Here is a 13,459-nt window from a genome sequence, read left to right as displayed (position 1 = left end):
CTTATTTTTTATCTATTCTAAAACTAACTCCCGCACTGACCAATAAATCTTGTCCATCTGTAATACTCTGACCGATTGTTGCATCGAGTTGTACTAATGGGGCAATGGCATATGTAAGACCAGCATCCCAAAAATGGTTTGCGCGATTATCTTCTGGGAAATCCCCATAGACTTCAGCATAAGCGCCTAACTTATCTGTTATCGCATAGCCATATGCAAACGTATAAATGTATGCTAGCTCTGGGGAGTCAGCTCCATACTGACCTCCAATATTGTATGCAATACCTGATCGTTCACCAAGTGTATGATTAAACGCAAAGCGAAAATCTGCACTAGTAAATTCTGGTTTAAAGTCTGTACTTGCAGTAAATGGAAGAAATAAATGGCCTATTAACCCTATTTCTGGTTTCCATCCATTTTCTTGTGCGATCGCCACTTTTGCCCCAAAAAGTAACGGAGACATCCCGTTGAGGCTACTTGTTTCTTGATCATTGATTTTTGTCTCCACTTCTTGGTACGCCCATCCCACTCTAAGTTCAAGATTATCTAGTATCCCATAACGCAGCAGCGTAGTATTGTAACCCCACACGCGTTCCTCAATATTATTCTCTTCATACGTTGTTGTGTAAGCTCCCGTCTCTACCTGCAGGCTGCCTTTAGGCACGACCGTAGGAGACTCTGTTGCATCTGGGCGATCTGTAATTAAGCCTGGAGTTGTGGTTTCTTGGGCAAAAATAATTGCGGTATTGGCCAACATTAATAATGAAGTAAGGGTAACTAATTGTTTCAACGTTGTTGATTTTGGTAATTATTAAATCTGGATATACAGATTATCTGCTATCTTTTTGGAGATAAAAAACTGTTCTTTTTTAACTTGTATAACCATCGAGCCGTCAAAAAACTCTCGCCCTAATACTTTTATGGTTGCCCCTATTGCAATGTTCCTTTTATCTAAAAATTGAAGAAACTCTGCCGATGTTTCTCGCACTCCTACAAGTTGGCCCGTATTCCCCTTGTTTAATTCTGATAGTAACTTTTTTATAGCACTTTTAATATTTCCATTTTTATCAGGAATAGGATCTCCATGAGGATCGTAGTCTGGATAGTCAAGAAATTTGTCTAAGCGATTAATAAGCTCCGTAGAGTTTACATGTTCTAATTGCTCTGCAATATGGTGTACCTCGTCCCACTGGAAATTGAGTTTTTCCACCAGAAAAACTTCCCAAAGTCTATGCTTACGCACAATATAAATTGCTGCTTTCTCACCCTCTTTTGATAAGCGAGCACCTCTATATTTTCGGTAAGAAACCAAGCCTTTGTCTGCTAGTTTTTGCACCATATCTGTTGCACTAGACGCCTTAGTTTGCATCGTTTCTGCAAGTGCGTTTGTGCTTACCTCCTTGTTGAATTCTTGTTCAAGGTGGAAGATTGTTTTAAGATAATTTTCTTCTGCGAGTGTGTACATATATTAATCAAAGGTAATAAACAGAAGTAGAGTAGTAAAAAAATATATTTAGTCTAATCTAAAATTAAACACTAAATTAATGTCCCTTAAACGTTTGTGTTAATTAATATATTAAATAATTGTACTGAACATCACTTTCCTATATTTATCAAAATTTTATAAGATGCAAAGAGTAAAAGTCACCGCTCCCCTACAATCGTGGGATATTTTTTCAGAATACTTAGTCGCTAGAGCTACTAAAGTTGCTAGAGAACTTGACTATTCTCAGGTGGCAGATTTCATCTCAAAGTACAATTGGGATTTTGACACTTCACTACTAGCAACAGAAGATTTTACCACGATTGTAGTAACAGATCGTGACCAAGTTATCCAATGGGTGAATAGTGGTTTTACAGAAATGACTGGCTACCCAAGAAATCATGCTGTGGGTAAACACCCTCGTTTTTTACAAGGACCAGAAACCTCAAAAGAAACCAAGAAAGTTATAAGTAACACACTACGTCTTGAAAAACCTGTAGTCAAGCAATTACTTAACTATAAAAAAGACGGCACGCCATATCTCTGTGATATAAAAATCATACCTCTTTTTAATAAGGATCAAGAACTCACACACTTTATGGCGCTTGAAAAGAAAGCGCGTGTGGCTTAACATTTACTTATCGCCTGTTTACTGCTGATAAACAAGACTTAACTAAAGACATTTATTTGAAATTTAACCCACATGTAAAACATGTGGGTTTTTTGTTTTGTTACAAACTACGTAAAATGAGTTTTCGTTTTTAAGGCACCAGCTCCTTCACCTTTTCATACACAAGATCACCTTCCCAACCTCTGTAGGTGAGATAGTCTGCTAGTTTTTTACGCTTGCGGTATTTATCGGTTTCTGAGGAGAGTTGTTCATAACGCTTTCGCGAAAGCGTATTAAAAACCGTATCATACTCCTCATCTTCTATCTCAAGTAGGGCTGTCTTGAGATTATAAGCTCCTATGCCGCGTTGTTTGAGTTCTCGAGTAATTCTTACCCTCCCCCAACTCTTGTGTCGAAATTTACCCCTTGCAAAGGCTTTTGCAAAACGCTCTTCGTTTAAAAAGTTGTGCTCTAGTAAATGACCTATCACTACATCTATTGCGTCTGGTATCATACGCATGTCTCGTAACTTTTGAGCGACTTCTTTATGACAACGGTCTTGGTAAGCGCAGTAGGCTTCTAGCTTACGCTTTGCTTCTTCTACAGTATATGTTTTTACGGGTTGTTGCACTGGGCAAAAGTACTTGTTTGCAAGGATACCTTTTTTACAATAGGGCATAAAAAAACCCCATTCTCAAAAGAGAATGGGGTTTTTGCTAATTTTCAATCTTAATATCCTTACCAGAAGCGTCTGTAAAGTTATACTCAAGATACGTGTATGCATCTCGTGGCATTACTTTTACCCATTTCTTGTGATCTAAAAACCATTTAGATCGTATGGACGGGAAGCCTTTTGTTAAATAGGCTGCTACAAATGGGTGTGCATGTAGCGTCACCTTCTTTGTTCCAGATTTTAATATGCGGTTGAGCTGTCCTTGAAGTTTCTCTACAATTACAATAGGAGCTTCTATCTCATTAGTACCACCGTTAGGATTTTCTTCACGGGTCTTAATGTTCATTTCTGGACGTACTCGCTGCCTAGTGATCTGGATAAGTCCAAATTTACTAGGAGGTAAAATTTTGTGTTTTGCGCGGTCATCTTTCATCTCATCTTTGAGGTGATTAAATAACTGTCGGCGATGTTCAGCTTTACCCATATCGATAAAATCGATTACGATAATTCCTCCCATATCACGGAGGCTAAGCTGACGTGCAATTTCTGAAGCGGCGATCATGTTTACCTCAAGTGCTGTGTCTTCTTGACTTTTGGCTTTATTTGATCTGTTACCACTGTTTACGTCTACAACGTGCAAGGCTTCTGTGTGTTCAATTACAAGATAAGCACCACGGCTCATTGATACTGTTTGGCCAAAAGACGTTTTAATCTGTCTCTCTACTCCAAATTTCTCAAAAATAGGCAGTTGGTTATTATATAATTTTACAATATTCTCCTTGTGTGGAGCAATCTCGCTTAAGTAATCCTTAATTTGATAATACAACGTCTCATCATCTACTGTGATGCTCGTAAAGCTATCGTTAAAAATATCCCTTAGGATAGACGATGCACGATTCATCTCTCCTAGTACTTTGCTAGGATGGTGAGCGTTTGGAATTTTTTTGCTCATAGTGGTCCATTTGTCCACTAGATTTTGCAGGTCTTTGTCTAGTTCTGCAACTTTTACACCTTGAGCTACTGTGCGTACGATAACGCCAAACCCTTTAGGTCTGATACTTGTTACAAGTCTTTTAAGACGTGCTTTTTCTTCTTTACTCTCAATCTTTTGTGAGATAGAGATACGGTCAGAAAAAGGAACGAGAACAATATAACGTCCAGCTATGGATAACTCGCTACTTATACGAGGTCCCTTGGTCGAGATAGGTTCTTTTGCAATCTGTACAAGTACACTTTGTTTAGACTTAAGAACTTCGGCAATTTTACCGTTTTTGTCTATGTCTTTCTCAAAGGTGAAATTTTGTAAGGAATAGTCTTTTAATTTACCTGTAGTAACACTTTTTATGTATTTCTGAAGCGTAGGAAGTTTAGGACCAAGGTCATGGTAATGCAAAAATGCATCTTTCTCATAGCCCACATTTACAAATGCGGCGTTGAGACCAGAAACGGTCTTTCTTACGTTTGCGATATAAATATCACCTACGTTAAACTTATTTTTATCTTCTTCTTTATGAAGTTCTATAAGTTTTCCATCTTTTAATAAGGCAAAATCAACTACGGAGGAACTAGATCTAATGATCAATTCTTTATTCACTGTGTAGTAATTTTATCCCAATAGCTATCGGGATGGTTGATAATTCTAATTCATTACAGATTGTGGTGTATGCCATGCGCATACGTTGTGTAATAAATACCGGTGCAATAATGACTTACCCAAGGTGCGGGTAGTGCTGTTATTGCAATGTCAATGAACGCAGTATTACACCCGGAGGGTGTAATAAAAGAAAAAGTAGTCTTAAGACTACTTTTTCTTCTTGTGGCGATTTGCTCTACGTCTTTTCTTACGTTTGTGAGTCGCTACCTTGTGTCTTTTTCTTTTTTTACCGCTTGGCATAAAAATGATAGTTTTTAATTACTTATTAGTCTACACTAACGTTCGTTTTTACACCTTCTACAAAAACTTTAGCAGGCTTGAACGCTGGAATATTATGTGCTGGTATTTTGATAGTCGTATTTTTTGAAATATTTCTACCTGTTTTTTCCGCTCTGGTTTTGATAATAAAGCTACCGAATCCTCTTAAGTACACGTTATCTCCACCTTCTAAAGAAGTTTTTACTTCTTCCATGAAAGATTCAATAGTTGCTTGCACGTCATTTTTTTCGATACCTAGTTTCTCAGAAACTTTAGCTACGATATCAGCTTTAGTCATAATGTCAAATATTTAGGGGTTAAAAATTCAAGACTGCAAATATAGGGATTATAATAACAAAGAATCAAACATAATCTTTTAAAAAATAGATACATAACATCTAGCTTTGTGTAAAACCCTATTTTACATTGTCATTTTCTAACAAACTCATTTCTTGGTACTTAGAACACAAACGCGATATGCCATGGCGCAACACTAAGGACCCTTATAAGATTTGGCTCTCAGAAATTATTCTTCAACAGACGAGAGTAGCGCAAGGATTACCCTATTATTTGGCTTTTACAAAATCGTTTCCTACAGTACAAGATCTTGCAAATGCGACCGAAGAGGAAGTACTTAAACTTTGGCAAGGATTAGGCTATTATTCCCGTGGCAGAAACCTCCACGCATCTGCTCAAATTATTGTAAATGAGTACGGCGGAGTCTTTCCAAACACCTATGAAGAAATTAAAAAGTTAAAAGGAGTAGGTGATTATACGGCAAGTGCCATTGCAAGCATAAGCTTTAACGAGCCTACCGCGGTGGTAGATGGTAATGTATATAGAGTCCTCTCAAGGGTATATGGTATAGATACTCCTATAAATAGTACGCCCGGGATTAAAGAGTTTAAAGCACTAGCCCAAGAGCTCATAGATGTAAAACGCCCAGCAGATTTTAATCAAGCAATTATGGAGTTTGGCGCGATACAATGCAAACCTCAAAATCCATACTGCCTACATTGCATATATAATGACAAGTGCGTAGCATTACAAAAGAACAAAGTTTCTGAACTTCCTGTAAAGCTTAAAAAGACTAAAGTGCGTAATCGCTACCTCAACTATCTTGTCTTTAGAGATAAAGAAGGGAAAACATTTTTAAATCAACGTACCGGCAAGGGGATCTGGCAAGGACTTTACGAGTTTCCAGTAATTGAACTTGATGCCGCGCTTACTGATGGTGAAGAATCCCGCTTTCGCGAAAGCGTTAGATCCTCAAAGCATGCTCAAGAGATGAACATTACAGAGGTGGTAAGATTTAATGAGAAACCAATCGTTCATAAATTATCTCACCAGCACCTCCATACTACCTTCTGGGTGGTTGATGTAACAACCACTGGCGCAAAAGGAACACCCTTAGCAACTATAAGAGATTTTCCTGTACCTATATTGATAGGTAGATTTTTAGAAGAGTTTTTACCTCAATAGTTCGTTACTCTAAAACAGTCTTAAGCTCCTTTCTATAATCTGAAGGATTCTGGCCTGTAAAGGCTTTAAATTTTTTATTAAAGTGGGAGAAGTTATTAAAACCGCTCTCATAGCACACTTGGGTAATACTCATGGGTTGCTCTGCAAGCAGTCTAGATGCATGGACGAGTCGGTACTCATTTACAAACTGCGTAAATGTTTTATGAGTGATTTTTTTAAAATAGCGACAAAATGATGGAATGGTCAAGTTTGTTATGCTAGCCATTTCCTCTAGAGGTATCTCCTCTTTAAAATGTGTTTTTACATAATTAAAGACCTCATTAATACGGTTATTATCTTTTACATCAGAGAGCAATGAGAATCCATCTGCATTAAGTATTCTAAACTCTTTTGTAGTTGCCAGCTCATTTAAAACAGTTATTTGAGTCATGAGACGATTAAAATCTGATTGCCCCTCCATAGACTCCATCATTGCCCCTACTCTCTTTTTAGTTTCTCCAGAAAATACAATCCCACGTTGTGCTACTTGTAATAACCTTTTTATTGCCGCTGTTTCTGGAAGGTTAAAGAATGTATCGCCCAGATAATCTGCTTTCATATGTATAACGGTCTCACTCTTATTACCCGTGAGTTCATCTGTAAAACCACAATGAGGTAAATTACTACCCACAAGAATGAGTGTACCCCATGTATAATAAGACAAGTTACTTCCCACCTGTCGTCTTCCTGTACCACCGTTTACATAAACTAGCTCAATCTCTGGGTGATAATGCCACAGACTGTTATCATTAATATGATGCTCATCAAACCGTTGATACGTAAATGAGTTTCCAAAATCTGGAGTAATAGATTCAAAAGTGGGTTTATGCAGAAGCATGGCCTTTTTTTTACAAATTTATAAATGACTACAAAATGAAAACTACATTAATTTACCTTAAATGTGTTCTAAATTAACACATACACCCCTATTAACCATACTGTAGGTTAAAAATGAACATATTGCTGCACAATTAGCAGTGGCGATCCCTTAATAACCACCGTATGTTTGTACCATAATAAATAATTAATCAATTACTTAAATCAACAGTTATGAAACAGACACTAAAATTTTCAGCAATTGCATTTTTATTATTTACTGCTATCACAACATTTGCAGCTACTAGTGAGATGACACATTATGACGTACAACCTGAGCTTTTAATTGAGACTTCAAATCCAGGTGATAAAATCAAAAAAGCGTCTAACGCAATAGACAAAGATGTTTTTACAGAAGGAACAGACATGGTATATGTGAGTTTTTCTAATCCAGAATTACAAACTATCAAGCTCGAAGTGAGAGATGGTCTTAATCGTATCGTTTACTCAAAAGAGATTGACGGAGAAGCTTCTGTAAGTAAAACATTCAATTTTGAAGGGGCTTACAAAGGATACTACACTATCCAAATTGAAAATAAAAAAAAGAGCTTTAGTAAAGAGTTTGAAATACTATAATATCTGTTTGCTTGCAGTAAACAATTAGTATGCTTAGTTATCCCTAGATGGTAGTTCGTCTAGGGATTTTTTTGTTCATTTATTTCTTGTAAAAACCCTTTAATCTCAAAAAAAGAACGTCTTTAATATTTGTAGATAATGGTGTATGAGAGCATATTTTCGCGAAAGCATAACACACTTGCATTGCAATATTTACTACATTTGAAATTATGGCAGGAACAATCAATAAAGTGATCTTAATAGGTCACACGGGAGATGATGTAAAGATGAACTACTTTGAAGGTGGTAATTGTATAGGACGTTTTCCGCTGGCGACTAATGAAGAATATGTAAACCGTACCACTGGCGAGCGAGTGAGCAATACAGAGTGGCACAACATTGTAGTGCGCAACAAGGCTGCCGAAATTTGTGAGAAGTACCTCAAAAAAGGTGACAAAGTATATGTAGAAGGACGTCTTAAAACGCGCAAGTGGACAGATGATAAAGGAATGGACAGATACTCTACAGAAATCCAGTGCCAAGAGTTTACTTTTCTTACTCCTAAAGGAGAAAACCAAGGACAGTCACAAGGAGGTGGACAACAAGCACAACAACCTGCACAAGCAGCACGTCCTCAAGCACAACCTTACAACCCTAACCAACCAGCACAACCGGCACAGCCCTCTACAGACACTAGTGATGTAGATGATTTGCCATTTTAATTTAACTAAACGATAAAACTTTTGGACCCCGATCCCGAACCCTTATTTATTCTTCTCTTAACTATAGACCCTACCACTATCATAAGTATTGTGGCACTTATAGTTTTACTCATGTGCTCCGCACTTATAAGTGGCGCCGAGGTTGCTTTTTTCTCCCTATCACCTAGTGATCTTCTAGAAACAGAAGAGCAAGTTGCAGATAGAAAAATGACGGTAGTAAAGAGGCTACTCACAAAGCCTAAAAAACTTCTTGCAACTATTCTTGTTGCAAATAATGCCATAAATATTGCGATTGTACTTCTCTTTGCAAGTCTAGGCGAAGTAATATTTGCAAATATTACCGCAGAGATTCTAGGCATACCTTTACGTTTTTTACTAGAAGTAGTACTTATCACGTTCTTGATTTTACTTTTTGGGGAAATCCTTCCTAAAATTTATGCAAACCGTAATAACAAGAAATTTGCGGCACTTGTAGCATATCCGCTGCGCGTACTCGATGTAATTTTCACACCACTTAGCAGCCCTATGCGTGCTGCTACCTTATGGATACAAAGAAAATTAGGAGAACAAAAAACTAGTTTTAATGTAGATCAGCTCTCGCAAGCGCTGGAACTTACAAGTGAAGAGGACACCACAAAAGAGGAGCAAAAAATTTTAAAGGGTATTGTTTCCTTTGGTAACACAGACACCAAGCAAGTGATGCGCCCTCGTATGGACGTATTTGCACTTAATAAAGAGGATGATTACAACTATATTTTAAAGCAGATTACAGAAAACGGCTTTTCTCGTATTCCAGTCTTTTCTGAGAGCATTGACACCATCGTGGGAATCCTCTATGTAAAGGACTTACTACCTCATCTCAACGAGAAAGAATTTGACTGGGCAAAGCTTATACGCGATCCTTATTTTGTGCCAGAAAACAAGAAACTAGATGACCTTCTCGCAGAGTTTAAGGAAAAGAAAAATCACCTCGCTATTGTAGTAGATGAGTATGGTGGCACAAGTGGTTTGATCTCTCTAGAAGATATTATAGAAGAAATTGTAGGAGACATTGCAGACGAGTTTGATGATGAAAATATCATCTATTCTAAACTTGATGAGCACAATTGGATTTTTGACGGAAAAACATCTCTCAAAGATTTCTATCGAATCATAAAGCTTGAAGAAACTACTATTTTTGAAAATAAAAAAGGTGAGGCAGAGACTATTGCAGGTTTTGTGCTAGAAGTCTCTGGAGGCTTCCCTCGTAAAAATGAGGTAATAATATATCAAGACTACACGTTTACGGTAGAGGCGATAGATAAGAAACGTATTAAACAGATTAAATTCACTATAAAATCTTGAGATTTACAGCTTTCATAACATCATTTCTTGCAGCTATAATGCTCGCATCATGCGGTGGCGACACATTACCTAAGCCTAAAGGACAGCTCAGTTTATCATACCCTAGACCGTCATATTCTTTTACCACATCAGATTGTGATTATAACTTTGACCTCAACTCACTAGGCAAAGTGCGCTATAAAGATAATTGCTCTGCTGTTATTGATTACCCATCGCTTAACGGAAGTGTATTCCTAACCTATAGAGCGGTAAATAATAATATTAATGCGTTACTCAATGATGCACAAAAACTCACATACGAGCATGTGCGCAAAGCTGACGACATTATAGAAGAGAAGTATGTAAACCAAGAGCAAGGTGCATACGGAATGTTTTATGACATTAAAGGAGATGCGGCTTCCCAGTCCCAATTTTACATCACAGATAGCACCACACACTTCCTTACCGGTTCTATCTACTTCAACACAAAACCTAACTACGACAGTATTTATCCTGCGGCTATGTATCTTAAAAACGATATTAGGCACTTGATGGAAAGTATTAAGTGGAGAGAACAACAGTAGCATTTTTCAGGGTTCGCTTTCGCGAAAACTTCTCATATTCCTAATAACTTATTACCGAACTTTGCATTTCTAAATTCAAGCAATGCCAAATAATTCACTCAAGTGGATATACCTTGTCGTACTATCCATTATTTGGGGAAGTTCATTTATCCTTATTAAAAAAGGGCTAGTAGGTCTAGAACCACTACAACTAGGAGCTTTACGAATCTTATTTTCGGCATTTGTTCTGTTACTATTTGGATGGAAAAGTTTAAAAAGCATAAATAAATTAGCGTGGAGATGGATAGGAGTTTCTGCGTTGCTAGGAACCGGTATCCCTGTATTCCTTTTCGCCTTTGCCGAAACCGAGATTGATAGCGCCGTAGTAGGAATTTTAAATTCTAGTGTACCACTACTTGCTTTCGTTTTTGGGATACTAATATTTGGTGCTAAATTTATTAAACAACAGTTTATAGGTGTTCTTTTAGGACTTATAGGCGCCGGCGCTCTTATTTACATAGGCGCTCAAATAAATGAAGAGCAAAACTACTGGTACGCTTCGCTAGTAATCACAGCATCATCGCTCTATGCGCTTAATGTAAATATTATAAAACGCCACCTTCAAGATGTAAGCGCACTAGCTATTGCTGCAGGAAACTTTGTTTTCTTAATCATACCTGCACTCATCATACTTTTTTACTCAGACTTTTTTGAGCTTCCTTTAAGTACAGATACTACGATACAGCAATCCATTGGCTACATTGTTCTACTTTCTATTTTTGGGACTGCCATTGCAAAAGTGATGTTTAACAAGCTAGTACAAATAAGCAACCCAGTGTTTGCCTCCTCTGTAACCTACTTAATGCCTATTATTTCTGTGACTTGGGGATTACTAGATGGAGAAGCGTTTACAAGTCTTCAGGTTATTGCTACGCTTATTATTCTTACTGGTGTTTATATAGGGAATACGGGGAAAAGAAAGGTCTAACTAAATCTGATTCGACTCAAACAAAGGCCTCTAGATTTAAAAAGCTCATAAAAATTACTAGCTAACTTTCGCGAAAGCGCACAAAAAAAAGCGACTTACATTGCTGCAAATCGCTTTTATCAACTAAACTATCTTTTCAACTACCCTAGTGGTGGTTGTCCATTCATTATTTCTTCACTTGCATACTCTTCAAACTTCTTGAAGTTATCTTTAAAAGATCTCGCAAGCTTGTTTGCAGTTGCATAGTATCCTTCGTCGTTATTCCAAGTTGCTCTAGGTGATAGTACCTCTGTAGGTACTCCTGGGCATGTGCGTGGTTGCGCTAGTCCAAAAACAGAGTGTATGTGGTAGTGATCATGAGAAGTCTCTTGTGGTAACTCTCCATTCATCGCTGCCTTAATCATAGCACGTGTATACTTAAGTTTCATACGTGATCCTACTCCGTAAGGTCCGCCAGTCCACCCAGTGTTGATAAGCCATACATTTACTCCAGATGCCTTCATCTTCTCACTAAGCATCTCTGCATATTTAGTAGGGTGTAATGGCATAAATGGAGCTCCAAAACACGCCGAAAATGACGGTTGTGGCTCTGTAACTCCTGCCTCTGTCCCAGCAACCTTAGCTGTGTAACCACTTATAAAGTGATAAGCAGCTTGACCTGGCGTTAATTTTGAGATAGGAGGCAGTACTCCAAAAGCATCTGCTGTTAAGAAGAAGATGTTTTTAGGATTCTTTCCTACAGAAGGCTCTTGTATATTATCAATGTGGTTAATAGGATAACTCACACGTGTATTTTGTGTAATAGAAGTATCTTCAAAAGCTACATTACCATTGTCATCTAGAATTACATTCTCTAGTATTGCTCCTGGTTTGATGGCATTAAAGATATCTGGCTCATTTTCCTTAGATAGGTTAATCACCTTTGCATAGCAACCTCCTTCAAAATTGAAGATGGTGTTTTCCTTAGTCCATCCGTGCTCATCATCTCCTATAAGCTTACGCTCTGGATCTGCCGAAAGTGTTGTCTTTCCAGTACCAGAAAGTCCAAAGAAAATTGCAGTTTCTCCATTATCTCCTACGTTTGCACTACAGTGCATAGGTAATGTTTCCTTTTCTACAGGAAGGATAAAGTTTAATGCAGAGAAGATTCCTTTCTTGATCTCACCGGTATAACCAGTTCCACCTATAATGATTGTCTTTTCTGTAAATGAAAGAATTGCAAAGTTGCTCTGGCGAGTCCCATCTACTTCAGGGTCTGCTAGAAATCCTGGAGCGTTAAGAATAGTCCACTCTGGATCAAATGTTTTAAGTTCTTCAACCGTAGGGCGAAGAAACATGTTATAAGCAAACATGTTAGACCAAGGATACTCGTTTATCACTCGTATATTTAGTCTGTAATTCTCATCTGCACAAGCATAACTGTCTCGTACGTAGATTTCTTTTTCAGAAAGATAGTTGGCTACTTTTGCTTTTAACTTTGCAAAAGCCTCTTCGCCAAATGGAAGGTTAATGTTACCCCACCAGACTTTATCTTCTGTTTTGGCATCCTTTACAATAAAGCGATCTAAAGGTGATCGTCCTGTAAAAGTACCAGTGTTTACTGCTAGTGCGCCAGAGGACGCAGTAGTTCCCATATCATTTTCTACGCTTATTTCGTGTAGTTTCTCAGGGGAGAGTTGGTAGTTGATTTTGGCATTTTTGATGCCTAATTTTTCTAATGAAAGTGTCTTCGAAGCTAAGCTATCTGCGACCATAACAATGAGTTTTGTGTTGTTTTAGATCACAAAAGTAGTAAGACTTTGCTCAGTACTATAACGTTTTCGCTGTTTTATTTGGATTTTATGAAATGTATGACTAATAGAAGCCAACTTACAATGAGTAAAGTCCCACCTATTGGGGTAATCAGAGCGATTTTAGTAAAATCAAAAGATGTTAAATCATTGGTTGCCAGCCCGTATATAGAACCTGAAAAGAATAAAATTCCTAGCAACAGCAGCACCCATACTGTTTTTTTTGTTTTTTCGCTTAAAGCGAAAACTGGAATAAGCAACAACAATAAGGCATGATACATTTGATACTTTACTCCCGTCTCAAAAGTCGCAATCGCTGATGCATCAAGCACTTTCTCGAGGCCATGCGCACCAAAAGCTCCTATAATAACCGCGGTAAGACCAAAAATCCCACCTGTCACTCTTAATTTTTTATCCATGCTATTTGTTTAAGATGTGGCCCA

Annotated in this window: 15 protein-coding genes; 7 read left to right on the top strand and 8 right to left on the bottom strand. The window is 37.7% G+C overall.

Going from position 1 to position 13,459, the window contains the following annotated elements; translation table 11 throughout:
• Nucleotide 1: 1 nt before the first annotated feature.
• Nucleotides 2–790, bottom strand: a complete 789-nt coding sequence (locus tag ACJJVU_RS02915) for a transporter (protein WP_405222115.1) — start codon at nt 788–790, stop codon at nt 2–4.
• A 21-nt stretch (nt 791–811) separates the two neighbouring features.
• Nucleotides 812–1,465, bottom strand: a complete 654-nt coding sequence (locus ACJJVU_RS02910; RefSeq protein WP_013750882.1) for a metal-dependent transcriptional regulator — start codon at nt 1,463–1,465, stop codon at nt 812–814.
• Nucleotides 1,466–1,628: 163 nt separating this feature from the next.
• On the opposite strand from ACJJVU_RS02910, the gene ACJJVU_RS02905 reads away from it, so the two are divergent.
• Nucleotides 1,629–2,114 carry a PAS domain-containing protein gene (locus tag ACJJVU_RS02905; RefSeq protein WP_405222112.1) on the top strand — a complete coding sequence of 162 codons (486 nt, stop codon included), beginning with the start codon at nt 1,629–1,631 and terminating at the stop codon, nt 2,112–2,114.
• A 130-nt stretch (nt 2,115–2,244) separates the two neighbouring features.
• On the opposite strand, the gene ACJJVU_RS02900 is transcribed toward ACJJVU_RS02905, so the two are convergent.
• The 3 genes from ACJJVU_RS02900 to ACJJVU_RS02890 form a co-directional block, all read right to left on the bottom strand.
• On the bottom strand, nt 2,245–2,772 hold the full coding sequence (locus ACJJVU_RS02900) for a regulatory protein RecX (protein WP_405222109.1): 528 nt from the start codon (nt 2,770–2,772) through the stop codon (nt 2,245–2,247).
• Nucleotides 2,773–2,809: 37 nt separating this feature from the next.
• Complete coding sequence (locus ACJJVU_RS02895; protein WP_298323804.1) at nt 2,810–4,360, bottom strand: ribonuclease E/G; 1,551 nt, start codon at nt 4,358–4,360, stop codon at nt 2,810–2,812.
• A gap of 325 nt (nt 4,361–4,685) precedes the next feature.
• Complete coding sequence (locus ACJJVU_RS02890) at nt 4,686–4,976, bottom strand: HU family DNA-binding protein (RefSeq protein ID WP_013750876.1); 291 nt, start codon at nt 4,974–4,976, stop codon at nt 4,686–4,688.
• 128 nt (nt 4,977–5,104) lie between these two features.
• Between ACJJVU_RS02890 and mutY the strand changes: the two genes are divergently transcribed.
• The gene (gene mutY / locus ACJJVU_RS02885; RefSeq protein WP_405222106.1) at nt 5,105–6,160 is read left to right on the top strand and encodes an A/G-specific adenine glycosylase; all 1,056 of its coding nucleotides are present in this window, start codon (nt 5,105–5,107) and stop codon (nt 6,158–6,160) included.
• A 4-nt stretch (nt 6,161–6,164) separates the two neighbouring features.
• Here the strand turns inward: mutY and ACJJVU_RS02880 are convergent, their stop codons facing one another.
• Entirely contained in the window at nt 6,165–7,037 is an 873-nt protein-coding gene (locus ACJJVU_RS02880; protein WP_405222103.1) for an AraC family transcriptional regulator, read from the bottom strand.
• A 212-nt stretch (nt 7,038–7,249) separates the two neighbouring features.
• Between ACJJVU_RS02880 and ACJJVU_RS02875 the strand changes: the two genes are divergently transcribed.
• The 5 genes from ACJJVU_RS02875 (at nt 7,250) to ACJJVU_RS02855 (ending at nt 11,226) form a co-directional block, all read left to right on the top strand.
• Entirely contained in the window at nt 7,250–7,651 is a 402-nt protein-coding gene (locus ACJJVU_RS02875) for a DUF3244 domain-containing protein (protein WP_405222100.1), read from the top strand.
• Nucleotides 7,652–7,860: 209 nt separating this feature from the next.
• Nucleotides 7,861–8,352, top strand: coding sequence for a single-stranded DNA-binding protein (locus ACJJVU_RS02870; RefSeq protein ID WP_013750872.1), 492 nt, complete (start codon nt 7,861–7,863; stop codon nt 8,350–8,352).
• Between the two features lie 21 nt (nt 8,353–8,373).
• Nucleotides 8,374–9,696: a gliding motility-associated protein GldE gene (locus tag ACJJVU_RS02865; RefSeq protein WP_405222097.1), complete on the top strand. Its 1,323-nt coding sequence runs from the start codon at nt 8,374–8,376 to the stop codon at nt 9,694–9,696.
• The gene (gene gldD, locus ACJJVU_RS02860; protein ID WP_013750870.1) at nt 9,693–10,259 is read left to right on the top strand and encodes a gliding motility lipoprotein GldD; all 567 of its coding nucleotides are present in this window, start codon (nt 9,693–9,695) and stop codon (nt 10,257–10,259) included. The genes ACJJVU_RS02865 and gldD overlap by 4 nt, the downstream gene beginning before the upstream one ends.
• A gap of 82 nt (nt 10,260–10,341) precedes the next feature.
• Nucleotides 10,342–11,226: a DMT family transporter gene (locus ACJJVU_RS02855; protein WP_405222094.1), complete on the top strand. Its 885-nt coding sequence runs from the start codon at nt 10,342–10,344 to the stop codon at nt 11,224–11,226.
• A 140-nt stretch (nt 11,227–11,366) separates the two neighbouring features.
• Here ACJJVU_RS02855 and pckA read toward each other — a convergent pair whose 3' ends face one another.
• Both pckA and ACJJVU_RS02845 read right to left on the bottom strand, forming a co-directional pair.
• On the bottom strand, nt 11,367–12,980 hold the full coding sequence (gene pckA / locus ACJJVU_RS02850) for a phosphoenolpyruvate carboxykinase (ATP) (protein ID WP_013750867.1): 1,614 nt from the start codon (nt 12,978–12,980) through the stop codon (nt 11,367–11,369).
• A gap of 74 nt (nt 12,981–13,054) precedes the next feature.
• Nucleotides 13,055–13,435 (bottom strand): DUF423 domain-containing protein, encoded by a 381-nt coding sequence (locus ACJJVU_RS02845; RefSeq protein ID WP_405222091.1) that lies wholly within the window; start codon nt 13,433–13,435, stop codon nt 13,055–13,057.
• Nucleotides 13,436–13,459 lie beyond the last annotated feature (24 nt).

This window comes from Dokdonia sp. Asnod1-B02, assembly GCF_045063955.1.
Classification (GTDB): domain Bacteria; phylum Bacteroidota; class Bacteroidia; order Flavobacteriales; family Flavobacteriaceae; genus Dokdonia.
This window is presented reverse-complemented; position numbering and strand designations above follow the sequence as displayed.